Annotated in this window: 20 protein-coding genes; 14 read left to right on the top strand and 6 right to left on the bottom strand. The window is 66.1% G+C overall.

Annotated elements, in window-relative coordinates; all coding sequences use genetic code 11:
• A partial coding sequence (locus MLE42_RS05915) for a GDP-mannose 4,6-dehydratase (protein ID WP_243286951.1) occupies positions 1–404 on the top strand: 404 nt, incomplete at its 5' end.
• 26 nt (positions 405–430) lie between these two features.
• On the opposite strand, the gene MLE42_RS05910 is transcribed toward MLE42_RS05915, so the two are convergent.
• Positions 431–2,113 carry an FAD-dependent oxidoreductase gene (locus MLE42_RS05910; RefSeq protein WP_243286950.1) on the bottom strand — a complete coding sequence of 561 codons (1,683 nt, stop codon included), beginning with the start codon at positions 2,111–2,113 and terminating at the stop codon, positions 431–433.
• Between the two features lie 339 nt (positions 2,114–2,452).
• On the opposite strand from MLE42_RS05910, the gene MLE42_RS05905 reads away from it, so the two are divergent.
• The 9 genes from MLE42_RS05905 to MLE42_RS05865 all read left to right on the top strand — a co-directional run bounded on the left by MLE42_RS05905 (position 2,453) and on the right by MLE42_RS05865 (position 12,829).
• A complete protein-coding gene (locus MLE42_RS05905) occupies positions 2,453–3,349 on the top strand; it encodes a GNVR domain-containing protein (protein ID WP_243286949.1) in 897 nt (298 codons plus the stop codon).
• A gap of 16 nt (positions 3,350–3,365) precedes the next feature.
• Positions 3,366–4,673: a flippase gene (locus tag MLE42_RS05900; protein WP_243286948.1), complete on the top strand. Its 1,308-nt coding sequence runs from the start codon at positions 3,366–3,368 to the stop codon at positions 4,671–4,673.
• A gap of 4 nt (positions 4,674–4,677) precedes the next feature.
• Positions 4,678–5,856, top strand: a complete 1,179-nt coding sequence (locus MLE42_RS05895) for a polysaccharide pyruvyl transferase family protein (protein ID WP_243286947.1) — start codon at positions 4,678–4,680, stop codon at positions 5,854–5,856.
• Complete coding sequence (locus MLE42_RS05890; RefSeq protein WP_338029962.1) at positions 5,853–6,929, top strand: glycosyltransferase family 4 protein; 1,077 nt, start codon at positions 5,853–5,855, stop codon at positions 6,927–6,929. The genes MLE42_RS05895 and MLE42_RS05890 overlap by 4 nt, the downstream gene beginning before the upstream one ends.
• Entirely contained in the window at positions 6,926–7,882 is a 957-nt protein-coding gene (locus MLE42_RS05885; RefSeq protein WP_243286945.1) for a glycosyltransferase, read from the top strand. The genes MLE42_RS05890 and MLE42_RS05885 overlap by 4 nt, the downstream gene beginning before the upstream one ends.
• A 10-nt stretch (positions 7,883–7,892) precedes the next feature.
• Positions 7,893–8,951 (top strand): glycoside hydrolase family 99-like domain-containing protein, encoded by a 1,059-nt coding sequence (locus MLE42_RS05880; protein ID WP_243286944.1) that lies wholly within the window; start codon positions 7,893–7,895, stop codon positions 8,949–8,951.
• Between the two features lie 126 nt (positions 8,952–9,077).
• The gene (locus MLE42_RS05875) at positions 9,078–10,508 is read left to right on the top strand and encodes an O-antigen ligase family protein (RefSeq protein ID WP_243286943.1); all 1,431 of its coding nucleotides are present in this window, start codon (positions 9,078–9,080) and stop codon (positions 10,506–10,508) included.
• Complete coding sequence (locus tag MLE42_RS05870; protein ID WP_243286942.1) at positions 10,509–11,711, top strand: glycosyltransferase; 1,203 nt, start codon at positions 10,509–10,511, stop codon at positions 11,709–11,711. It begins immediately after the preceding gene.
• Complete coding sequence (locus MLE42_RS05865) at positions 11,705–12,829, top strand: glycosyltransferase family 4 protein (protein WP_243286941.1); 1,125 nt, start codon at positions 11,705–11,707, stop codon at positions 12,827–12,829. The genes MLE42_RS05870 and MLE42_RS05865 overlap by 7 nt, the downstream gene beginning before the upstream one ends.
• A gap of 88 nt (positions 12,830–12,917) precedes the next feature.
• Here MLE42_RS05865 and MLE42_RS05860 read toward each other — a convergent pair whose 3' ends face one another.
• Genes MLE42_RS05860 through pnp form a run of 5 tightly spaced genes read right to left on the bottom strand, consistent with a single transcriptional unit; the run spans position 12,918 to position 19,170 of the window.
• Positions 12,918–14,060: a DUF1972 domain-containing protein gene (locus MLE42_RS05860; protein ID WP_243286940.1), complete on the bottom strand. Its 1,143-nt coding sequence runs from the start codon at positions 14,058–14,060 to the stop codon at positions 12,918–12,920.
• 2 nt (positions 14,061–14,062) lie between these two features.
• Complete coding sequence (locus MLE42_RS05855) at positions 14,063–14,956, bottom strand: polysaccharide deacetylase family protein (protein WP_243286939.1); 894 nt, start codon at positions 14,954–14,956, stop codon at positions 14,063–14,065.
• Between the two features lie 4 nt (positions 14,957–14,960).
• Positions 14,961–15,821: a GNAT family N-acetyltransferase gene (locus tag MLE42_RS05850; RefSeq protein ID WP_243286938.1), complete on the bottom strand. Its 861-nt coding sequence runs from the start codon at positions 15,819–15,821 to the stop codon at positions 14,961–14,963.
• Positions 15,822–15,838: 17 nt separating this feature from the next.
• Positions 15,839–16,981 (bottom strand): non-hydrolyzing UDP-N-acetylglucosamine 2-epimerase, encoded by a 1,143-nt coding sequence (wecB, locus tag MLE42_RS05845; RefSeq protein WP_243286937.1) that lies wholly within the window; start codon positions 16,979–16,981, stop codon positions 15,839–15,841.
• A gap of 14 nt (positions 16,982–16,995) precedes the next feature.
• A complete protein-coding gene (pnp, locus tag MLE42_RS05840) occupies positions 16,996–19,170 on the bottom strand; it encodes a polyribonucleotide nucleotidyltransferase (RefSeq protein WP_243286936.1) in 2,175 nt (724 codons plus the stop codon).
• A 426-nt stretch (positions 19,171–19,596) separates the two neighbouring features.
• Between pnp and MLE42_RS16040 the strand changes: the two genes are divergently transcribed.
• The 4 genes from MLE42_RS16040 to MLE42_RS05820 are packed head-to-tail and all read left to right on the top strand — an operon-like array spanning position 19,597 to position 24,352.
• Positions 19,597–20,625 (top strand): glycosyltransferase family 4 protein, encoded by a 1,029-nt coding sequence (locus MLE42_RS16040; RefSeq protein ID WP_338029961.1) that lies wholly within the window; start codon positions 19,597–19,599, stop codon positions 20,623–20,625.
• A gap of 53 nt (positions 20,626–20,678) precedes the next feature.
• On the top strand, positions 20,679–23,444 hold the full coding sequence (locus MLE42_RS05830) for a polysaccharide biosynthesis/export family protein (RefSeq protein ID WP_243286935.1): 2,766 nt from the start codon (positions 20,679–20,681) through the stop codon (positions 23,442–23,444).
• Positions 23,445–23,502: 58 nt separating this feature from the next.
• Positions 23,503–23,850: a 6-carboxytetrahydropterin synthase QueD gene (queD, locus tag MLE42_RS05825; protein ID WP_243286934.1), complete on the top strand. Its 348-nt coding sequence runs from the start codon at positions 23,503–23,505 to the stop codon at positions 23,848–23,850.
• Between the two features lies 1 nt (position 23,851).
• Complete coding sequence (locus MLE42_RS05820) at positions 23,852–24,352, top strand: hypothetical protein (protein ID WP_243286933.1); 501 nt, start codon at positions 23,852–23,854, stop codon at positions 24,350–24,352.
• Positions 24,353–24,386: the final 34 nt, after the last annotated feature.

Here is a 24,386-nt window from a genome sequence, read left to right as displayed (position 1 = left end):
TGGCCATCACCCGCATGGCCAAGGGGGAGCCCATCCCCATCTACGGCGACGGGATGAACATCCGAGACTGGCTCTACGTGGAGGACCACTGCGCCGCCCTGGAGACCGTCATGCTCAAGGGCACGGCCGGCGAGACCTACTGCGTGGGCGGCGATAACGAGCAGACGAACCTGTCCCTCATCGATCTGCTCTGCGACCTGGTGGATGCGCATCTGGGGCGCGCGGAGGGCACCAGCCGGAAGCTGAAGACCTTTGTCCAGGACCGCGCCGGTCATGATCGCCGCTACGCCATCGATGCGACGAAGATCCAGGCGGAGCTGGGATGGCGGCCGGAGACGGCTTTCCATGATGGGCTCAGGGCCACCATCGAATCGCGGTTGGGATCGGCGAAGCCCAGAGCCTGAACGGCTCCAGGCTCTCCTCGCTTCCGTCAGAGCACCTGCCCCTGCGAGAGGAGGACCCCCTTGAGGACGGGGTAGGAAACGATCTGGACCGAGCTTCCGGAACGCGCGGCGAGAACGGCCGCGGCCGCGGCGCTCTGCCCCAGCATCATGAAGTGGGGTTCCATCCGGATGGCGCCGAAGGCCACGTGGGTGGCCGAGAGGCAGACCGGGACCAGGAGGTTGCGGCACTCCTTCCGGCTTGGGGTGAGGGCTGCGTATCCCACGGAGAATCCCCCGGGGATCTGGGCCAGGACCCCTCCCTCGTTCTGGACCCAGCCTTGGGGGGTCACGACCCTCTGGACATGGTGCGAATCGATGGGATAGGCCATGCAGGCGATGGGGTCAGAGACCTGGACGCGGCCGAATGCGTGGGCCTCCGTCATGACCGCCTCCCCCACCATCCGGCGGGCTTCGCGGACATACAGCTGGTCCGGCCATCCGCCGGTCTCGGGGAATTCATCAGCCGCAAGCCCCCAGGTGGCGGCCTGGGTGCGGATCGAGAGGGGGATCCTCGGATGGTTGGCCAGGGTCCACAAGAGCCCCTCTTGGTAGCTCCGGTGGGCGGCGAGGATGAGCTGCCGATCCGCCCAGGTGGCCTCGGGGTAGGCGTGGTTCGCGCCCACATGGTCCGTGGAGAACGCGACACCGGAGTTCGAGTCGACCTTCAGGTTGGGGATGGGGTCCCGCCCGAACGCCAGGGGCGTGGTCGGGGCGGCGGCGTAGAGGCGGAAGAGCAGTTCATAGTTCCGTTCGTCGTAATCCGCTGGTTTGGTGATGGGGCGACGATTGGAGGCCAGGGTGGTGAGACAGAGCCGGTAGGTGTAGGCCTGCGTGCCCGGATCGGCTTGGCCATTGGTCGCATCGGCCAGCAGGCGGAGGCCGGGCAGCAGCCCGCTCGAGGCATCCCCTTGAATCACGTAGGGGTCGATTCCCGTCGGGAATTGATGCAGGGCTGAGGGGTTCAGTTGGAGACCATTGAGGGTCTCGCCATAGGTGGCGTTGCCCTCCCGGCCTGTGACATGGTGGATGCCCGCCGCCGCCATGAGGTCGCCTTCGTAGGAGCAGTCGAGGAAGACGCGTCCAGTCACCACGCGCCCCGAGACGAGCCGGATGGACTTGATGACACCAGATTCCATGAGCACCGGGGCGGGAGCAGTGTCATCCAGCCGCTCCTGGAGGGCGACCTCGACACCGGCCTCGAGCAGCATCTTCTCGAAGATCGCCCGGGCGGCGTGAGGCTCGAAGTAGCGCATCGTGCCATCCACGCCCCAGGCCCCGCTCCGGAAGGTAGTCGGGGCCTGGAGGGGCCAGGCATCGGGGGATTGGTAGTACGCGAGCATGCGCTGCAGGAACTCGCGGGCCACTCCTCCAATGACGGACACCCCCGAAGCATCGGTGTTCCCCAGGCCGTTGGTCATCATTCCGCCCACCCAGCGGTGGGGCTCGATCAGAAGGACCGAGGCCCCCATGCGGCGTGCGGTCACGGCCGCAGAAATGCCGGCGGGTGTGCCTCCGTAGACCACCAGGTCCGGGGCCGAAGCAGGCACGGAGGCATACAGGTTTTCAGGAGGAGGAGGCGCCTGGGTGGGCTGGTGACAGGCCAGGGTAAGCGCGACCAGAAGGCCCGTGGCCCAACGCATGAGGAGGGGATGGCGTGCAGAGGGGGTCATGGCATCCAGGGAACGGGGGGAGGGGGCTTGGCGAGGCCACACCAATCGACCCGCGCCTCGGCGCGCATCGGCCGGAAAGGTTCTCTTCGGCGGCTGAGCCAGTCCCAATGATTCCGGATACGCTTGCAGTTCTCAAGGCTTCACTTGGGTGCGGGTCCCAGGCCTGGGAAGTACCTCGCTCGACGACGCAATTCCCGGCATGATTGACCCATGGGTCGCCAGTCTTGAGGCCTGGTGCGCTTGGCCGGGAGCGCATTGGGATCCAGGCTGAAGGCATTTTCCGGAGAGAGCAGGATGGACTTCAGTCCGAAGATGATCTTGAAACATGCGGGGAGGGGCTTGGTCATCGCCCTCTTCGGAGCCGTGGGCACCCTTTTCATGAAGGACTCCTTCGTCTCCGAGGTGCGGATCGTCGCCGCCGAGGGCAAGGACCTGGGCAGCCTGTCGGGCCTGTCCGCCGCGGCCGCGGCCCTGGGCGTAGGCGGCGGCGGTACGGAAGACCCCTCGAACCTGTTCATGGAGATCCTCGACAGCCGCTGGTTGAACGAGGAAGTCCTGAAGACGACCTACACCTTCCATGTGCGCGCCTGGCGTTTCGGCCGCCCGGAACGCAACACGAAGACCCTGTTCGAGCAGCTCCAGGCGAAGAACATGGATCGGGCCGTCATGAAGATGGACGCCATCCTCCAGAACCAGCGGGATCCCCGCACCAAGCGGGTGACCATCACCGTCGAGACCCGCTCGCCGGAGCTCTCGCAGGGCGTGGCCCGGCGCGCCACAGAGCTTCTCCAGGAGTTCCTGCGGGAGCGCACCCAGACCACGGGGCGCCTCAAGGCCGAGTTCACCGCCGACCGGCTGAAGGAGGCACGGATGAACTACCAGGATGCCGAGGACCAGCTGCGCACCTTCGCCCTCAACAACCGCGGGTACGCCCAGAGCACGGACCCCGGGGTCCGCCTCAAGGGCACGCGCCTGGAGCAAGACCTGCAGCTCCGCCGGCAGCTGGTGACCACCCTGTCCCTCAGCATGGAGCAGGCCCTGCTGGACCAGAAGAACGACACGCCCCAGATCACCGTGATCGACGCGGCCAACCTTCCCGAGGAGAAAAGCAAGCCCAGGCGCTCGGTGATCGTGATCCTGATCTTCCTGCTCGGTGCCGCCGGATCCTTCGGGTGGGACAACCGGCGCTGGATTGTCGAGACAGCTCTGGGGAAGGGGAACCTGGATGCCGCCTGAGGCGGTGCCCACGCGCTTGCGCTCGCTCATCCTCGGATCCTTGGACCGCGGCCGTGCCCTGATCGCCGGCCGCACTGCCAGGAACACCCTCCTGGTGACCGGGGGGAACCTGGCGGGGCAGGCCATCGGGTTCGTGGCCAACCTATGGCTCATGCGCCGCCTGGGCCCTGAGAGCTACGGGCGATTCGGCGTGGCCGTGGCCATGATGATGCTGGCCAGCCAGCTTTCGGACATCGGCATCACCACGGGTTTCGTCCGCTACATGGCCCTCTACCATCGCGATGCCCCCGCCAAGGCCTCGCGCCTGCTGCGCCTCACCTTCCTGCTCAAGCTCGGCGTGGGGGTGGCCGTGTTGGCGGGGGGCTGGGCCCTGTCCGGCGTGATGGCGGGCCGCTTTCTCCACGCACCCGAGCTGGCGCCCCTGCTCCGCATTGCGTTCGTGGGCTCTCTGGGGGCCACGCTGTTCGGGTTCTTCCAGGCCGTCTTCCAGGCCGGGGAACGGTTCGGCCCCTATGTCCGATCCAATGTGTCCAACAATGTGCTCAAGGTGGGCCTGGTGATCGGGGCCGGTTGGGGGGGGTGGCTCCAGCCCCTCTCCGCCATCGGCATTTTCGCATTGGTACCCTTCCTCGGCGCCGTGGGCGCCTTGGCCTCCCTCCGCAAGGAGGAGCGGCGGGACATCTTCACGGGCCCCTGGGACAGTGAACTGGCACACGTGCTCATTGGGTTCAGCAAATGGATCACGTTTTCTACGGTCTGTGTTCTTGTTTTCAACAATATCGATACCTTTCTGTTGCAGCGACTCTCGAGTGCGCGAGAGGTGGGCCTCTATACGAGCGCTTGGCAGCTAGCCTCCATATTCCCAGTTGTTACAGGGGCTCTGACGACTGCGATCACGCCGAAGGTATCCGGTTATCGGACAGCAGAAGAGATGGACCGCCACATGCAAAAAGTAAAATCGGTCACTGGCGTAGCCATCGTGGGATTCTTGGTATTATCGGGCCTATCCAATATGATAATTAAGATTTTATTAGGTCAGCAATACATAGCTGCTATAAGCATATTTAATATTCTGCTATTTAGCTTCATGATCAGCTTAATCATGGCCCCCGTTAGCGTATTGTTTTTTACGATGGATAAGCCACAAGTGTTGTCATGGTTGAATTTGATTCAACTTGTGATGATAGTTATTCTCGACTTGGCTTTGATACCCAAATTTGGTGGTATAGGCGCTGCTATTTCAGCTCTTATAATTAGATTTTTTGCGATTCCATATATGTTGATTTTGCTTAAGAAATATCGACGTGAGTGGGTACATGGATAAGGAATTGCGCTCGCGTGTGCCTAGGTTCCTGGTCTCCGGCTGGTACGGCTTCGGGAACCTGGGCGACGAGGTGATCCTCCATGCGATCCGGCTTGCCCTGCAGGAAGCAGCGCCGGGGTGCGAGGTCGAGGCTCTGTCCTATCGGCCCGAGCATACCCGGCGCTACCTGAGCCTGGGGGCCGCCCACCAATTGCCCTTCGGGTGGCGCGAGTGGGCGGGCAGCCTCCTGCGCGGCCGCGTCGGGGGGACCTTCCGGGCCATCTGGAGGTGCGATGTCCTCCTCCTGGGCGGGGGAGGTTTCCTGTCCGACTGGCAGCCCGAGGCGCCCTGGTGCTGGCTGAGGCAGGCCCTGCTGGCCCGCCTGCTGGGGAAGAAGGTGCAGCTCTACGGCATCGGCGCGGGACCCTTCAACCGGCGCTGGGGCCGTTGGATCACGCGCACGCTGATCCGGCTGGCCGTCGACACGATCACGGTCCGCGACGAGGGCTCGAAGGCCTGGCTGGAACGGGCCGGGGTGCCGGGCGACCGCGTACGGGTCACGGCGGATCCGGTGTTCGGGCTCTGGAAGGGAACGGAAGAGCAGGCCGTGGGGCAGCGCGCAGTCATCGGGCTTTCTCTCGCGCCCGTGTTCCACCTGGAGCACCTCTGGCCCGGGCAGGGCGAGCGCTACCAGGCCTACCTGCGCGCGGTGGCGGAGGCCTGCCGCGACCTGGCGGACCGGGGCCACCACTTGCGCTTCCTCCCCATGCAGGAGGAGGTGGACCGCAAGGTCTTCCAGGACCTCGACGCCCTCCTGCCCGGAGTGGTGGCCTACCAGCCCCTTCCGGAGGACGTGGACGGGGCCATCCGTGAGCTGGGCCGCCTGGATGCGCTGGTGGCCATGCGCCTGCACGCCGGCATCCTCGGCGCCCTCCAGGGGGTCCCCCCGGTGGGGATCATCTACCACCCCAAGGTGGCGGCCTTCCTGGATCGCATCGGCCTGCGCCACCTGGCCGAGGAGCTGGGCGACGGAAGCAACTGGCGCGAGTCCTCCCTGGACGCGGCCCGGCTCGTGCAGTCCGTGGAGACGGTCCTGCGGGAGCGCGGCGACCTCCGGCAGGGGATGGCGGCCCGCCTGGCGCCGCTGCGCGAGGCCGCGCTGGCGACCGCCCGTTGTGCGGTCGAGCTGGCGGGGCCGCGATGAAGGTGGTGATGGCCTGCTGGCGGTTTCATCCCCATGCAGGTGGGGTGGAGCGCCACGTGCTGGAGGTCTCCCGGCGTCTGATGCGGCGGGGCCACGAAGTAGTCGTCGTGACCGAGGCCCACGAGCCCGGCCTGCCGGCCGGGGACGTGCTGGAACTCCCGGAAGGCCGGCTGGAGATCCGGCGCGTTCCACGGTTTGAGCATGGGCGCGCCAGCTTCCTGCGCCCGGCCTGGTGGCGCGGGTGGGCCGGCGCCCGCGCGGCCTTCCGCGAGGCGGGCCTGCTGCACTTCCATGACTATCCGCCCTTCCTCTACTGGTTTCTGCCTGTCCGGTGGCTCTTCCCCGGGAAACCCGCTTTCGTGACGTTCCACGGTTGGGAAGGAGCCTGCCCGCCGGACCCACGGGTGGTGCGGATCCGTCGATGGGTGGAACGATGGACCCGGGGGAACATCTGCGTCGGGGCCTTCATTCCGGTGTGGTACGGCACCCGCTGCCGTCATCTCACCTACGGCGGCGTGGAGGCCCCATCGCGGGCGGCGGCCGAGGGATCCGAAGGAACCAGCAGCCTGGTCTTCCTGGGGCGCCTGGCGGAGGACACGGGCGTCCGCCAGTGTCTCGAGGCTTCGGCGCTGCTCCAGCGGCAGGGCCTCGGATTTCCCCTCACCCTCTGCGGAGATGGACCGCTCCGGGCGGAGCTGGAGGCCCGGGCCGCGGGCCTGGGCCTCCAGGCAAAGTTCCTGGGCTGGGTCCGGGAGCCCGCACGGGAACTGGCCCACGCCAAGCTGGTGTTCACGTCGGGATACCTGGCCATTCTCGAGGCCATGGCCCAGGGGAAGGTGGTCTGCGCCACGTATGACAACCCCCTGAAGGAGGACTACCTCCGCCTGTTCCCCGAAGCGGAATCCCGAATGGTGGTGGCCGGGGATGCCGAGAGCCTGGCCACGCGGATGGCCGGCCTGCTGGCGGATCCTGGCCGCCTGCAGATCATGGGTGAGGACGCCCGGGCCTGGGCCCTCACCCAGACTTGGGACCGGGTGGCGGATCTGTACGAGGACCTCTGGGGGCGCGGATGAAGGTGTCTCTGGTGAGCACCATGCTCAACGAAGCGAAAGGGCTGCCCGAGTTCCTGGCTTCGCTCGAAGGCCAGCGGCAGGCGCCGGACGAGTGGGTGGTGGTGGATGGCGGCAGCACCGACGACACTCTCAACCTGCTCCGCGACTTCGCGGCCCGCGCCCCTTTCCCGGTGCGCGTGCTGTCGGAACCGGGCTGCAACATCGCCAAGGGCCGGAACCTGGCGATCCGCCAGGCCGCCTTCGACCTGATCGCCGTGACCGACGCCGGCTGCCGCCTGGATGCCGCCTGGCTCCAGGAGCTGGTCCGCCCCTTCGAAGGCGAGGGCGAAGCCGAGGGCGCCGCAGCCGTGGCCGGATGGTACGAACCGGATGTGCGCACCCCCTTCGAGCGGCGCGTGGCCATGGCCACCTTCCCGCGCCTGGACCGGCTGGATCCCGCCGCCTTCCTCCCATCCTCGCGCTCCCTGGCCTTCCGGCGGGAGGTGTGGGCCCAGGTGGGTGGCTACCCTGAAGCCCTGCGCCTGGCCGGTGAGGATACGGCCTTCGATCTGGCGATCCTGGCGGCCGGACACCGGTTTTCGTTCGCCCGGGGCGCCGTCGCGCGGTGGCGCCCACGGGGCACTTGGAAGAGCCTCCTGCGCCAGCAGTACCTCTACGGGTTCGGCGATGGCGAGGCCGGCCAGAACCTCCAGGTGGCGGTCCGGAACGGGGTGAAGGTGATCCTGGCCGTCACGATGCTGGCGGGGATGGTGGTGTGGCCGTGGATCGGGGGACCCCTCCTGGTGGTGGTCCTCGGGGCCCGGTTCATGCAGTTGGGAAGGGCGGGCTGGGCCCTCCGGGACATGGTGCCCTCCTTGGTGTTGTTCCCGGCCCTTTGGGGTCCCCAGGCGCTAGGATACCTGGCAGGCCTGCGGCATCGGCGCCGCACGCGCCCGGCCCACGAGACCGAGTAAGGAGGGAGACATGATGCGACGACTGCTGGCCTTCGTGCTTGGAGCCTGCTGCCTGGCCATGGCGCAGGTGCCTTCGGACTACCGCATCGGGGTCTACTACTACCCGGGGTGGAAGGCCACGGCCAAGGAGGACCCCTGGGCCAAGATCAAGCCGTACAAGGAGCGGGAACCGCTGCTGGGTTTCTATCCCGAAGGCGATGTGGCCACCGCTGAAACCCAGCTCGGCTGGATGCATCAGTACGGGATCGATTTCGTGCTCTACGACTGGTACTGGTCGCCCAGCGGCCAGACCTACCTCAACCACGCCGTGGACGCCTACCTGCAGGCCAAGAACCGGACCCAGGTGAAGTTCGGCGTCATCTGGTGCAATCATACGGATCGCGTGCCCAGCAGCGTGGCCAACTTCGACGCGATGGTGGACTACTGGATCAAGACGCTCTTCTCCCAACCCACCTACCTCCGGGAGGATGGCAAGCCCGTGGTCGTGGTCTTCTCCCCGCAGGAGCTCTACAACCTGGCCCGGAAGATCGGCACCACCTCCAACGCCCTGCTGGCGAAGGCCCGAGCCAAGGCGCGTGCGGCCGGCTACCCTGGCATCCACTTCGTGGGCTGCGCCGCGGCCCAGAAGGACTATGTGAATGGCCTGATCGTGGGCGATGGGTACGACGCCGTGACGACCTACAACTACGGCAAGGGCTACAGCGGAGAGATGCAGAACAACAAGCCGCTCCCGACCACCTTCCAGGCCTTGGCCGAGGGCTATCGCGAGAACTGGGATTGGATGGTCAAGCAGGGGACACTCCCCTACTGGGTGCCGGTCATCGCCGGCTGGAACAAGCGCCCCTGGGGCAGCGACACGCCGCACGACAACTGCGTGAGCACCCCTGCCACCTTCACCCAGCATCTCAAGGCCGCGAAGGCCTACCTCGACCAGTATCCGCAGAAGACTCGCAGGACGCTGGTCATCTGCGCCTGGAACGAATTTGGGGAGGGGAGCTACATCGAGCCCACCCGGCTGGCGGGGAAGGCATACCTCGAAGCGATCCAGACGGTGTTCCGGAAAAAATAACCACAAACTGGATGCTATCCTCGTCTTTGCAACCGCTCCCCGTTCGCCGTCCGGTCCAGAACCACCTGATGGCGCCGCGTCACGGGGCGCGGCCTAAGACAGGAACTTCTGACCACCAGGGGCCGCTTGATCAAACGAGTTGGGATAATCCTCGGCGTGGCCCTGCTTGGAACTTTCCTTTTCCTGGCCGGCGGTCTGGACGCAGGTTTCCTTGCGGGGGCGCTGGCCGCAGTGGCGCTGCTCGCGCTGGTCCTGCTCCACAGGGACGGCGCGGCCTGGGGCGTTGCCCTGCTCCTGCCGGTGGCAGTGCTCACCAATTTTGCGGATATCCAGGTGAGCGGACTGCCGCTCCTCGAGTCGCCCCGTTCGGTCTATATGCTTCTGCTCTGCCTCGCCCTGGGGGCGCGCCATGCCTTGAGGGGCCGGCCCGTCAGGGTTCCCGCCGAGGCCAGGCCTTTCCTCGTGTTCCTGGCCATCCTGCTCCTGACGGTTCCGTTCTCTCAGAACCCCTACAAGAGCCTCGGGTTCTTCGTGAAGACGTTCCTCCTCGTGGGAGCCGTCTTTACTTTCGCCCTGGACGTTTTCGAGGATCCGAAGGGGCGGGAAGTCTTCGAGAGGACTCTGGTGGCCCTCGCGGCGCTGGTGTTCCTTTTCGGCCTCTACCAGTTCGCAACCCAGTCTCTGGGATTCGGGGAGGAATGGCGAAGCCGGGCCACCCTGGAGGAATTGCGAAGTTTCCAGATCCTGCGTGTGCCCAGTTTCTTCGCCACGACCTATGTGACCTCGGAGTTCTACTTCCTGCTTATCCCGTTCTTCCTGGTCAAGTCGGAAGGGGAGTCCAGCCGCCGGGCCCGGCTCCTGTGGCGCGGCGCGGTAGCGCTGCTGGCTTTCGGGGTCCTGCTCACGCAGCAACGATCGGGTATCGCCATCGTCCTGATCCAGGTGGTGGCCTTCAAGGCCATGGAAAAGCCTGAGCGGTCTTTCAAGCGTGTCATCAAGGCAGGTGTCACCGTGGCGGCGATCGGAATCCTCGCCGTGGTGGTCCTCAGCCAAACGGAATTCGGACTGGGCCTCTTCGAGAGGATGCAGGCCACATTCAAAGCTGACTCTCTGACAGATGTACAAGATGCCGGCTCGACGCTGGTCCGGTTGCAGCGCATGTTCATTGCCTGGCTCATCTTCCAGGATCACGTCGTCACGGGTGTGGGCATTGGCCTATCGCCCCTTGTCTACCCAGGCTATGGCTGGAATTGGCTCCAGTTCGATGGTGGAGCCCATAACGTCTTCCTCTACCTGCTCAGCGAGAGCGGGATCATCGGTCTTGCCGGGTTCCTCTACTGCTTCTGGCGCTATCTCCGGACGTTCGCGTCGCGGCTCCAGTCCTCTGTAGGGGAGGGCCGGAGGTTCTGGGTCGGCAGCATCGTCTTTACGGTCTCGTTGCTGTTGGATGGCATGTTCTCCGGGCTCTGGAGCTACCCCTCCTTGATCTTCATCGCGTTGGGATTCGCCTATACGCAGCGCAGGATGTCGGCCCACCCAATCGCGGAGGCAGGATAGATGGCCCATCCAAAAAGGGATTTCCTGTTCTTCGTGGGTGAGGAGTGGACCCCATTCAGCCAGCGGGAGCAGTCCATTGCGCTGGAGTGTGCGGCCAGGGGACACCGGGTGTTCTATGTCGAGCCCATGCTGTCCATTCCCAAGGCCCTGGCCTGGGGAATGAAGGGGCGCAGCCTGCGACCTCCGGATCCAGGCCAGGCCGGATTGACGGTGCTGCGCCCTAAGCTGAGCCTGTGGGCTTTCCGGGGCAGTCCGCTTCGGGCTCTCGATCGCGGGATCTTCTCCGCGTGGTATCAGAACGTTCGGCGGGAATTCTCCATCTCGGACGACGCCGTGCTCTACCTGAACCTGCCCTACTGGTGGGGGAACATCGTCACGCCAGAGAGCGTGCCCCACTCCCTCCTCGTCTACGACTGCATCGACGACTGCAGGATCTATTCGCGGAACGGGCGGGTGCTCCGCTTGATGGAGGCCTCCGAAAAGCGGCTGGTCGGGCAGGCGGATCTGGTGCTGGCGACCGCCCAGGTCCTGAAGGACAAGCTGGCGGCCTGGGGCAGCCAGGTCCACCTCCTTCCCAATGGCGTGGACACCCGCCGGTTCCTGGACCCCAAGGCCGGGCTCGCCCGCCCGGCCGAGCTGGAAGGGCTGCCCGGGCCCATCTTCGGGTTCGTCGGGGCCCTCTACTACTGGATCGACTTCGAGGCCCTCGAAGCGCTGGCCAGGGCCTACCCGTCCGCTTCGGTGGTGCTGGTGGGGCCGACGGACGGTTCGTTCCCGGTGGACTTGCCCCGCCGCTGCCCCAATGTCCATGTGCTCGGCCCGCGTCCCTACGAGCAGGTCCCCGCCTACATGCGGGCTTTCGACGTGTGCCTCAACCCGTTCCGGATGGGCCCCCTGGGTGACACCATCAATCCGCTGAAGCTGTATGAGTACCTCTGCCTGGGCAAGCCCGTGCTGAGCGCCAGGACCCGGGAGACGGAGCGCTTCGCCGACCACCTGTACCTCTATGGATCCCATGAGGAGCTGGTGGCCGGGGCGGCCCGGGCTCTCGGCGAATCGCCGGGACTTGCCGAGGGGCGCCGGCGCCTTGCGGGGGCCAACAGCTGGGTGGGCAAGGTCGATGCGCTGGAGGACCTGCTCGAGCAGGCTCGCGCCACGGCGGAGACCCGGATGGGTGGATCAGGTCGGAGAGCCTCATGCTGAAGGTGTTGTTCCAGTCGCGCCGGTCCCTGTTCACCGCCTTCGGCGGGGACACGGTCCAGATCCAGAAGACGGCGGAAGCTTTGGAGAAACTGGGTGTGCAGGTGGACCTCGACATCAAAGGCGAGGCGAACCCCAGGGATTTCGATGTCGTCCACCTCTTCAACCTGATGCGGCCCCAGGAGACATGGATCGCCGCAAGGCGCGCCAAGGAGGCGGGCAAGCCCGTCGTCATCTCCACCATCTTCGGGCCGTATACGGAGCTGGACCGCGCCGTGCGTCGCGGAATGGTCGGCTGGATGGCCAGGCATGTGTCTCCCGACCGCTTCGAGTTGATCAAGATCCTGGGCCGCTGGGTGGTGAACGGGGAGTACCACCCCGGTCTTTCCCGATTTCTCCTGCGGGGGGTCCACCAGGCCCAAGAAGACATCATCGCGGCCAGTTCGGTGCTGCTTCCGAACTCCCAGGGGGAGGCCGAACGGGTCAAGGCTCATTTCCCGGAGGCGGCTGCCAAGAAAGTCGTGGTCGTGCCGAACGCGGTGGACCCCGAGCTGTTCACCCAGGACCACCACTGTCCGGCCTGCGCAGAAGTCGAGGCGGCCTATGGGAATCAGATCGTTCTGTGCGCGGCTCGCATCGAACCCAGGAAGTGCCAGGTGGAGCTCGCCGAAGCCATGGAGGGGCTGCCCTGGAAGCTGGTGCTGGTGGGGAAGCCGGGAGCCAACAGCGGCGAGTACTATCAGCGGCTCCAGCAGACCGCGGCCAGGACGGGCAATTGCGTGATCGCCGGCCCGGTGGACCCCCAGCGGTTGCCCTGCCTGTACCGGATCGCCCGGGTCCATGCCCTGGTGTCGTGGATGGAGACCCCGGGCCTGTCGTCCCTGGAGGCGGCCGCCAGCGGGTGCCAGGTGCTGATCACCCGGAAGGGAGACACCTACGAATATTTCGGAGACATGGCCGAGTACTGTGACCCTGCCTCGGTCGAATCCATTCGCCAAGGGCTCATCCGGGCTTACGAGCGCACCCCTGATCTCAACGCTGTGGGTTCGTTGCGTGAGCGCTGCACCTGGGAATCTGCGGCGAAGGCGACCTTGGAGGGTTATACCCTGGCTCGAGCTTGAGCGGCAGACCCCCCCTCTCCTACGGCACGGCACATCCGCCAGGGTCAAGAGAGATCGGTCCGTTGGGGGCAGCTGTCCGGGGGGCGTTTCAGGTGCGCCGCATATCCTGGGCGGCCAGGGCTCGGTACGAGTCCGTCACGCCTTCCCAGGTGTATCTTGCTTCGAGCCAAGCCAGACATTCGGCCCGGTGAGTTTCAGCACGCGCGGGGAGGTACTGCTCCGAGTCGAGGATGGACTGGATATCCTCCGGCCCGCTGAAGAACGTCGCCAGACCTCCCGCCACCTCCCGATTGAAGGGGTTGTCGTGGGCGATGATGGGCTGGCCCGCCGAGATGGCCTCCAGGAGGGAGGGGTTGGTGCCCCCGACCGTGTGGCCGTGGAAATAGGAACGGGCATGGCAGCGGAGGGCCGCGAGGCGGGGTTTGTCGTAGACCCCCCCCAGGAAGCGCACCCGATCCGAGGCGAGGGTGAGCAGTCGTTGGACATAGGCATTGGGGTTCTGGATGCCGCCGACCACGACGAGGGGGTGGGGGGCTGAAGCGCGGAGGTATCCCTCGATGATCTCCTTGACTTGATTCTCCGGCTCCAGGCGGGCGACCACGAGGTGGTACTTTCCGGCCTCCACCCCTTGCGGGAGCAGCTCGGCAGGGTAACTGGCTGGGTCCAGGGGGTTGGCCCCGTATGGAATGAAGGTGCAGGCCAATCCTTGGCCGTAGGTATCGAGGAAGTAGCTCCTGATGGCTTCTGCGTCCGCGATGAGACGGGTGGCCGACCAGGTCGAGACCCGCTCCATGAGCCGGACGTAGGTGCGGGTCAACCGCCCCCATTTGCTGCGCTTCCACTCCAGACCATCCATATTGATCCAGACCTTCGTGCCCCAGATCCGCGGGAGTCCGCAGGCGAAGGCCGCACCGAAACCCAGCATGTAGAGGATGTCGAAGCTGCGGCGGTGGGCCCACAGGCAGCGGAGATCGAAGGCCACGTTGGTGAAGGGGCCAGCCTGGGGTTCTGGAACGTACTCGAGCCGGACCCGCCCCAGCGATTCAGGCTGTCCGGGGCGCCGTGGGCCGGGGCAGACCACGGTGATCTCGAAGTTCTCGTCTTCGGCCCAGCGAGTGGCAAGCTCCTCGGCGAAGGTCTCGAATCCGCCATATTTGGCCGGAATCCCCTGGGTACCCAGGATCCCGACGCGCAGAGGGCGAGGCAGTGAGGGGGAATCAGTTGGCTGCATGATCATCGGGACTCTGTGCCGGCAAGGGTTTCAATCATGGGCACGCGCTCCCAATCGATGCGGTCATGGGCCGCGGACACCGTGCAAAATCCTCCCATCGCCAGCAGGCTCTTCAGCTTGGACCTGGATCTGGCGAGACCGACGTAGGACTTGAACCGCCGGGTGGCAGGCAGTCCGGGGAGGACGGGCTGGGATGGATCAAAATCGCGAGGGTGGAAGTAGGTCATCAGGTAGGGGCTGCGCTGGGTCCAATACCGGATCAATGCTCCCGGCAGGAGCCGGAAGTATCCTCCGCCGCCGAAGGCCATCTGCGTCCCCCCGATTCCCCGCGTGGTCACAGGAAGCTCGTGAAGCACGCCCGCAGAGACCCGAAGGCGCACGGGACCACCCGGAACCATCTGGGCGAACCCACCATGGGCGTGGGAACCCGGAAAGACCGAGCAGTCGCAGGTGATCCCCTCTTCGAGGAGGATGTCAAAGGCCCAGAGACATTCCGGTGTGATGGAGAATCCAGGTGCCCTGAAGAAACGGACTGGTTGCCCGGAAGCGTCCTCGATGGTCCGGATCGAGGCTCTGAGGTCGGATCGGAAGCCGCTTGGGCTCTGCTTGCGAACCATCTCGTGGACATCCGAATGGCTGCCGATCTCGTGACCTTCGCGCAGGATGTCCTGGATCAAACCTGGGTGGTTCCGGGCAACCCACCCGAGGGAGAAGAACGTGGCCTTGACCCCAGCCTCCCTGAAGCAGTCCAGGAGGAACGCCGTATTTTCCTGAATGCGCGATGGGTATCGATGCCAACCCTCGACGTCGGCGCTGCCCCCGTAGTCGATCAGGTGGAACCAATCTTCCAGATCGACTGTGAGGATTCGCAGGTGGGATGGCGAGTTCGTACCCATCGGTCTAGAGCACGTCGAAGTCGAGGAATTCAAATCGACGACTGTTCAGGTGGTTGATCAGCCCAGCCGCGTTTTCATCGGGGAGTGGCCGGCAGATGTAGTGGAGGGGGCTCGGCCGAAGGCGCTCGGGTACTGGGATTCCGCCCTGTTCTTGAGGGCAGGAGGATGCGTAAAGGCGCAGGGGCGCCTGTATCAGGCTTCGCGCCGGCACTTTCAGTGGAGCAAGGTGGCCGGCCTCACAGGCATGGGTCAGGATTCCTTCCAGCGGAATTCCCTTGTGATGGATCAGGCGGCTGAGGCTGCCGGTCCTGATGTCCCGGACGATACGGGTTCCAGGGCGGCGTGAGCGCCACGCGAGGAAGGCCGGGTCCGTTTCCAGGAGACGGTCGGGAAGCACCTTGGGGGACTGCCAGGGGAGGTAGAACCGCAGATCCATGCGACCCAAGTCGTAGAATCCGAGGGAGCCGATGAATCCCTTGATGCTGTTGGCATTAGCGACACCCAACACCATGGCGGGTCCCTGGGACCCCAGGTCTTGGTAGAGGCTCGCGGCCGTGATTTTGAAGATCCCCTTCCCCTGGGCATCTGGATGTACTGCGGTATTCAAGGATAAGAAGGTCCTGTAGTGGCTGAATTTTTCGTCCTTGAGTCTTGGAACGGGAATCACGGCGTAATGGCCGATCAGCCTTCCATCCTCGTTCCTGGCATTCACATAACGCGCAGGGCCACAAGGGTTCTCGATGTACTGCCACGGCAGTTCGCGATCCCAGTCCTTCTCTTTCCTGAACACCACATTCAGAAGTTCAGAGATCTCCTGGAGATCATCCAGCGTCGCGGATCGTGGAGCTTCAAGCTGGATCTGCATGGGATCTCCACAGGGGATCAGGCTTGGAACGCCGACACCGGAGGACAGGCTGTCCCATCGAACGCCTGCGCGAGCGTACTTGCGATCCGGTTGGCCGCCTTCCCGTCGCCGTAGGGGAATCGGGGCGTTCCCATGGACGAGTAGAAGACATCATCCTTCCAGATGCGCTCCGCCAACTGCCGGAACCGCTCCGTATCGCTTCCGACGAGCAGCACACCCCCAGCCTCGATGGCCTCGGGACGTTCGGTGACCTCCCGGAACACGAGGACGGGTTTGCCCAGGGCCGGGGCCTCCTCCTGGAGGCCGCCACTGTCGGTGAGGACCAGGAAGGCCTGCTTGAGGGCCGAGACGAGGGCGGGGTAGTCGAGGGGATCCACCAAATGGACGTTGGGAACGCCTCCGAGGATCTCCCGGGCCGGTCCGGTCACGTTCGGGTTCGGATGGACGGGATAGAGGAACCGCGCCTCGGGATGGGCGCCCGCGAACGCCTTGAGGCCTTCCAGGATCCTCCGGAGGGGCTCGCCGAAGTTCTCGCGCCGGTGCAGTGTGACCAGGACAAGCCGCTCCCCGGGGCCCAAAGGCCGGGGAAGGGGATCCGGAAGGTCGGCGCGGGAGGCGACCTCGAGCAGGGCATCGATGACGGTGTTGCCGACGACATGCACCTGGGCGTCCGGCACCCCCTCGCGCAGCAGGGCCGACCTGGAGGTCTCGGTGGGGGCGAAATGCCAGCGGGTGAGGACGGCGGAGAGGCGGCGCATGCCCTCCTCGGGGAAGGGCGCGGCGAGATCGCCGCTCCGGAGACCCGCCTCCACGTGGCCGAAGGGAATGCCGGCGTAGAAGGACGCCAGGGCCGTGCAGAAGACCGTGGTGGTGTCCCCCTGGGCCAGGACCAGGTCTGGCTGGGCCTCCCGGAGGATCGCGTCGAGGGCGGGCACGAGCCTTCCCGTCAGCGAGGCCAGGGTCTGGTTGGGCTGCATGGCGTCCAGGTCCCAGTCCGCATGAAGACCGAAGGTCGCCATCATCTGATCCAGCAGGCCCCGGTGCTGGGCCGTGGCCAGGACGGACACCCGAAAGCCCTGCTCGCGCAGGGCTTTCACGACGGGTGCCATCTTGATCACTTCCGGGCGGGTGCCGAAGGCGCAAAGAACGTGCGGATTCATCACCATCGCCCCGACTAGCGCCGGGGTCTCGGCCTGCGCTCGCGGCGGGGCTCGTCGCCACCTTCGCTGGCGGGCTCTTCTTCCATGCCTTCCGGCTTGGGAATCAGGGCCTTGCGGCTGAGCTTGATCTTGCCGCTCTTCTCGTCGATGCCGATGCACTTGACCATGACTTCCTGGCCTTCGCTCAGCTCGTCGGCGGGATCCTTCACGCGGTGGTGGGCGATCTCGCTGACATGCAGGAGGCCGTCCAGGCCGGGGAGGATGGTGACGAAGGCGCCGAACTCGACGACCTTGGCCACCCTGCCGAGGTAGGTCTTGCCGACTTCGGCGGTCTGGATGAGGTCGCCGATCATCTTGAGGGCGACCTGCAGCTTCTCCTGGGTGGGACCGGCGACCTGGCAGAGGCCGTCGTCGTCGATGTTCACCTCGCAGCCGCTCACCTCGATGATGTTGCGGATGGTGGCGCCGCCCTTACCGATGACGTCGCGGATCTTCTCCTTGGGGAGCTGGATGCTGTGCATCTGCGGGGCATTGCTGGCGTAGTCGCTGCGGGGGGCGGCGAGCACCTTGCCCATGGCGTCCAGCAGGTGCAGGCGGCCGGCCTTGGCCTGGTCCAGAGCCTTGGTGAGGATCTCGGTGGTGATGCCGCCGATCTTGATGTCCATCTGGAGGGCGGTGATGCCCTTCTCGGTGCCGGCGACCTTGAAGTCCATGTCGCCGTAGTGGTCTTCCTGGCCGGCGATGTCGGACAGCACCACGAACTTGTCGCCATCGCTCACGAGGCCCATGGCCACGCCCGCCACGGGGGACTTGAGCTTGATGCCGGCGTCCATCAGGGCGAGGGTGCCGCCGCAGATGGTGGCCATGGAGGACGAGCCGTTGCTCTCGGTGATGTCACTCACCACGCGCACGGTGTAGGGGTTCTCTTCGGCGGGGGGCAGCACGGCGAAGATGGAGCGCTCGGCCAGCATGCCGTGGCCGATCTCGCGGCGGCCGGGCCCGCGGTTGGGCTTGCACTCGCCCACGCTGTAGCCGGGGAAGTTGTAGTGGAGGTAGAACTTCTTCTTGTACTCCTCCTCCAGCCCGTCGATGATCTGGATGTTGTTGATGGTGCCCAGCGTGGCGGTCACCAGGGCCTGGGTCTCGCCGCGGGTGAAGAGGCAGCTGCCGTGGGCGGAGGGAAGCACGCCGACCTCGATGTTGAGGGGGCGGATCTGGTCGAACTTGCGGCCGTCCAGGCGCACGCCCTGCTTGAGGATGGCGTTGCGGAAGAGGGTCTCCTTCAGCTCGTCAAAGCAGGCGACCACGTCCTTCTTGAGCTCAGGCTTGTCCGCCGTGAACTGGGCGACGGCTTCCTTCTTCAGGGCGTCGATGGCCTTGTAGCTCTCGATCTTCACCTTCATGGTCAGCGCGGCGAAGAGCTTCTCGGCGAAGGCGGCGGCGACTTCCTGGTAGATGGCCTCGTTGCGCTCGGCCTTGACGGCGGCGACCTTGGGCTTGCCCACCTTGGCCTGCAGATCCTTCTGCAGCTTCACGAGGGTCTTGATCTGGTCGTGGCCGAAGGCCAGGGCCTTCACCATGTCCGCTTCCAGCACTTCCTTGGCGCCGCACTCCACCATCACCAGGGCGTCGGCGGTGCCGGCCACCAGCAGGTCGATGTCGCTCTCGGCGCGCTGCTCGACGGTGGGGTTCACCACCAGCTGGCCGTTGACGCGGCCCACGCGGACGCCGCCCACGGGGTTCACGAAGGGGATCTCGCTGATGATGAGGGCCGCGGAGGCACCCACCATGGCGAGGGTCTCGGGGGCGTGCTGGCCGTCGTAGCTGAGCACCTGGGCGGTGATCATGGTGTCGCCGTTGTAGCCCTCTTCGAACAGGGGCCGCAGGGGACGGTCGATCAGGCGGCTGGTGAGGGTCTCCTTGGTGGTGGGGCGGCCCTCGCGCTTGAACCAGCCGCCGGGGATCTTGCCGGCGGCCAGCACGGGCTCGCGGTAGTCCACGGTGAGGGGGAAGAAGTCGATGCCTTCCCGGGGGGTGCCGTAGCACACGGCCACGAGGACCATGGTGTCGCCCTGGCGGACGACGACGGCGCCGTGGGCCTGCTTGGCGATGCGGCCGGTCTCGAGGCTGATGGGCGTGCCGCCCAGGTCGACCGAGACGGTCGTGGGATTGAACTTGAGTGCGTTCATGCGGTCTCCGGGCCGTGCGGCCCTTTGGGGGCCCCCCTGAGCCCGGGCACCGGCCGGGGCTCCTGCGATCGCTCCATGAAACCCGTCCGCCGGGGGCCTTGGTTGGCCTGGGGAGGTGGGCTTCCTGCAGAGGTCGCCGCCGAAGGGGAGCAGGTGGAAATCGGCAGGATCAGCATAGCATCTGCCCCGCATCGTGGGGGCCGAAGGCCGGATTCGGTTGGATAATACAATCAATTCCGGGATAGCCATGGAGGCGGAAGGGGGCCAAAATAGAAGATCAACTGATCTCGTGTTCTTCTGATCCAATAGATTTGATCCCGTGCAAACGCGTCGATTTGACTCTGCGCCAATTCGTCCCTCCCATGGCAGGGCCCCCCAATGGTTTCTCCTCTTGGCATCGCACTCCTGACCGCGCTGGGAACCGGTGTGCTGGTGCTTGTCCTGGCGCGGACGCTCGGTCCCCGGGGCTGGATGGATCTGCCTTCGCGCCGCAAGGCCCATGGCAACCCTGTTCCGAGGATCGGGGGGCTGGCGCTGCTTCTGGCGCTTCTGGTCGCCAGGGCCACGGGCGGGCTTCATCTGGGGCTTTCCTTCCTGGAGTGGTCCGTGGTGGCGGGCATGGGAGTGCTGGGGGTGATGGACGACCGGTTCAACCTCCGGGCCCGCTGGAAGGCCCTGGCGGGACTTCTGGTGGCCATCCCCCTGGCCACGGCGCACACCCTGGAGCTCCTGCGAAGCGGGCGGGACGTGACCCTGTTCGGATTCGACATCCCGGACCACGGGTTCGTGTTCTTCCCGCTGCTGATGCTCTGGTACTGGGGGATCCCCCAGGCCTTCAACCTGATCGATGGGCTCAACGGCCTCTCCCTGGGTTTTTCCTGCCTGCTGCTGGGGGCGCTCAGCCTGGGTCCCGGGGCCCTGCTCGGCGCGGGATCGGCCCCTCTCTGGGGTGCCCTCATCGCCCTGCTGCTGCTGAACTATCCCAAGGCCCGGCACTTCATGGGCGACGCGGGATCCCTGGCCCTGGGCTGCCTCTTCGCCATCCTGGTGATGGACCGGGCCCTGCCGGTCCACCGCGGACTGGGCCTCTGGCTGATGGCCTACCCCATCCTGGACGTGACGACGGTGGTGGCGATCCGCAAGTACTGTGGGCGTCCCCTCGGGCAGGCGGACCGGAGCCACCTCCATCACTGGCTGCTGGAGCGCTTCGGCGGGCGGGCCTGGCTGGTGACGCCCGTGCTGCTCGGCCTGGCGGCCCTGCCCATGACCCGCGACCTTCCCTGGCCGCACGCCAGGACCATCTCCCTCCTGGGATTCGGGGCGCTGGTCCTCCTCGCCACCCGGGTGTTCATTGATAAGGCCATCCTCAATCCGAGTTCCGCCTTCGTGCCGCGGAAGGAACCCAGGCATGCGTTCCTGAATGAACCTTCCGGCACCCACCAGCAGGCGAGCTGACGGCGTGCTAGCGTGAGGATGCGCTTCCACTGGACCTGTTTACGGGGATTTTTATGCGTACGAGGATGATTCTGGGCCTGGTCTGGGCCGGCACGGCTGTTTTCGCCCAGCTCCCTCCCGGCTTGGATCTCCAGGCGCTCAAGCAGGCGGCGGCTTCGGCGGGCGTGCAGGTTCCGGGGGTGCAGCCGGACGCGGTTCCATCCAAGGGTGTCACCGTCCCGCCCCCCGCCACCCAGGTCCAGGACCTGACGGCGGAGGAGAAGCTGGATCGGGACATCAAGGCCATGAAGGCCCGGGAGAAGGGCCCCCGCCGCTTCGCCTCCGACCTGTTCGACCAGCGCCAGCGGGGCACGGCCGCCACCGAGGGCGGCATTGCCGAGGACTATGTGCTGGGCACCGGCGACCAGCTGAATCTCAATGTGTTCGGCAGCGCCACCTTCGACCTGCCCGTGCAGGTGGATGGCCGCGGTGAGATCGTGATCCCCAAGGTGGGTACGGCCAAGGTGGGCGGTCTCACGCTGGGCCGCGCCAAGCAGGTGGTGCAGGGCGTGGTCGGCCGCAACTTCTCGCGGTCCACGGTCAACCTGCAGGTGACGCAGCTCCGCGAGGTGCGCGTCTTCGTGCTGGGTGAGGTCTACAAGCCCGGCAGTTACCTGGTGTCGAGCCTCAGCTCCCTGGTGAACGTGCTGAGCCTGGCCGGGGGTCCCACGGCCGTGGGCAGCTACCGGGACATCCGCGTCATGCGCGGCGGGAGGAAGGTGTTCGGCCTGGATCTTTATCCCCTCCGGGCCGAGGGCCTGGGCAACCCCAACGTGGCCCTGCAGAGCGGCGACACCATCTTCGTGCCCCTGGCCCAGAACCAGGTGCTGCTGGAGGGGGCTTTCCAGCGGGTGGTGGCCAGCGGGGAAGGCGCAGGGAAAAAGGATCAGCCCGGAGCGGAAGACGCGGATCTCGATCCGCTGAAGGACAGGCGCGATCGGATCCAGCGGGAAATCAAGGCCATCGAAGCCCAGCTGGCTCCGCGTCCGGAGGCCGCCAACGGGGAGGTGGCCTCGGGAGCAGAGGCGCCCGCCCAGCCCCAGGCCCAGGCCACTCAGCCAGCCCCCTCCCTCAGCCTCACAGAGCGGGCGGACCTGGAGGATCGGCTGTCCTTCCTGAAGCGCCAGTGGGTGCGGTTCAAGGAAGCGCCACCCACGGACCACCGGATCCGGATCAACCCCGAGACCAACCTTCCCTACGCGTCGGTCGAAGATGAGTGGAGCCGCCCGGATTGGCTGCGGCGATGGGAGCAGTCGGGGCGATCCCCGGCGATGCAGTTCGAGATGAAGCCGGGAGAAACCGCCGCCGACGCGCTACGTTTTGCGGGCGGATTCGCCGCCGAGGCCGGGGAGGGAACGCTCACCCTTCGGCACCGCGATGCCTCGGGGATCGTTCGAGGCCAGGAGGTGCCTGCAGGGAACGCGGATCGAGTGGGCCTGGGCCGGGGGGATGTGCTCTCGGCCCCCATGCGCCGGGAACGGACAGGTCCTGTGGTGGAACTGGCCGGATGGGTGCGGGTGCCCGGAACCTATGCCAGGACCGAGGGCCTGAAGGTGGGGGACTTGCTCCGCCGGGAATCCCAGGTGCTGCCGGACACCTACCGGGCCCGGGGAGAGATCGTCCACACCGCCCTGGACGGGACGACCCGTTTCCAGACCTTCGACGTCGACAAGGCTGTGGCGGGGGACCCTGCCCACAACCTGCTGCTCGAGGACCGCGACAGGGTTGAGCTGTTCCGGCTGGAGGATCTGCGCCTCCCGCGCCTGGTGACCGTCTCGGGCCCCGTGGCCCGGCCCGGGACCTACCGATTCCACGAGGGCATGCGCGCCTCGGATCTGATCTTCCGGGCCGGGATCCCGTCCAAATCCGCGGATCGCCTGGTCGCCGAGCTGGCGCATAGCCGGGAGGGGGAGTCCAGCGAAGTGATCCGCCTCGACTTGGCCAGGCTGCTGTCCACGGAGGGGGCCAGCCCCGTGGCGCTCCTGGACGATGCGGTCAATCCGCGGATCCGGCCCGATGACCGCTTGAGCCTCTTCGAGAAGCCCGACTACAGGGTGCATCGCGCGGTCCGGATCACCGGGCAGGTGGTCCGCCCCGGTTCATACACCCTGGATTCAGAGCACGCCAAGCTGTCCGAGGTGATCCGACGGGCCGGGGGCCTGACTTCGGAGGCCATGCCGCGCGCGGCCGTGTTCCTCCGCCGCCTGAACACCGAGGATGCCTCCCTTCAGCGCGCGGCGGAGGAATCCGGGCTGATGGCGAAGGATCCCACGGCCAAGGGCATCAACGAGATCCTCGAGCGCCTCAACGAGACCAAGCGCCAACCCCTCACGGGGCAGCTGCTGAAGAACCCCCTCCTCCACGGCCTCCTGGCCGGAAACCTCAACCGCATGGTGGTGGATTTCAGAGGGGCGCTGAAGGGGGATGCCCAAGCGGATGTGGAGCTGGAGGACGGGGACGAGATCATCGTTCCCCGAGCCACGGAGGCGGCGTACGTCGTGGGCGAGACCGCGAGCCCCTTCGCCACCTACAAGGTCGTGCAAGGGGCCAAGGTGTCCGACCTGCTCAAGCTGGCCGGCGGGACCACCCGGAATGCGGACACCTCGAACATCCGCCTGCTCAAGGCCGATGGCCGGATCCTGGATTCCTGGGTGGAGGGCCGGGCGGTCGAGCCTGGCGACACGGTCCTGGTACCCCAGCGCTTCCGCCGCGACACCAGCTGGCAGGAGAACCTCCAGGCGCTGACGCCGCTGGCCCTGATCCTGAACGCGGTCAAGTAGCCAGCCGCTGCTAGAATGAAGGGCCCCGCGACCGCGGGGCCTTTTCTTCGTGAGTGCCATGATCCTGCGCAAAGAGTACTGGTTCGAAGCGGCCCATTTCATTTACAACCACCCCGGCAAGTGCCGGAACCTGCACGGCCACAGCTACAAGCTGTTCGTGTCGCTCGAAGGCCCGGTGAACTCAGAGACGGGCATGATCATCGACTTCGACGACCTCTCGAAGGTGGTGACCGAGAAGGTCATCGCGAAGCTGGACCACCGCTTCCTCAACGACCTGATCCCCCTGTCCACGGCCGAGAATATCTCCGTATGGATCTGGGAGCAGCTCAAACCCGCCCTGCCGCAGCTCTGCCAGGTCGAGGTGTACGAGACCACCGACAACTGCGTGATCTACCGCGGAGCCTGACATGAAGCGCGCCCTCGCCCTCTCGGCCCTCGTGCTCCTCGCCGGCTGCGACGCCATCAACCCGGCCCTGCGCTACCAGGAGGCGGCGCGCCAGCTCCGCTTCTCGCTGGATCGCGTGGAACCCCAGGTGGAGCTGGCCTTTCCCCTGGAGCAGTCGCGGCTGCGCCTGCGCCTGGATGTGGGCGTGGACAACGCATCGGACATGCGCCTCCGCACCCGGCGCGTGGGCGGGAACCTGCGGCTGGCGGTCCAGGGCGGGGACCATGCCCTGGGCGCCATCGGCTTCCCGGAGGGCATGGACCTGGCCCCGAAGGGCCGGAGCACCCTGCATGCCGAGGTGGTGATGACCTACGCGGACCTCAAGAGCGCCTGGGGGCCGATCACGGCGGCTGCCGTCCGCCACGAGTCCGCCACCTGGAGCCTGGCCGGCGAGGCCCGCTTCGAGGTGATGGGCATCGAGTTCGGCGTGCCCTTCACCACCCGGAAGACCACGGGACGATGATCCACCCGATGACTCATCCGATGATTCGCCCGAT

It is taken from the genome of Geothrix terrae, assembly GCF_022808775.1.
Taxonomy (GTDB): domain Bacteria; phylum Acidobacteriota; class Holophagae; order Holophagales; family Holophagaceae; genus Geothrix; species Geothrix terrae.
The sequence above is the reverse complement of the archived record's forward strand: the minus strand, read 5'-3'. Positions and strand labels throughout refer to the sequence as shown.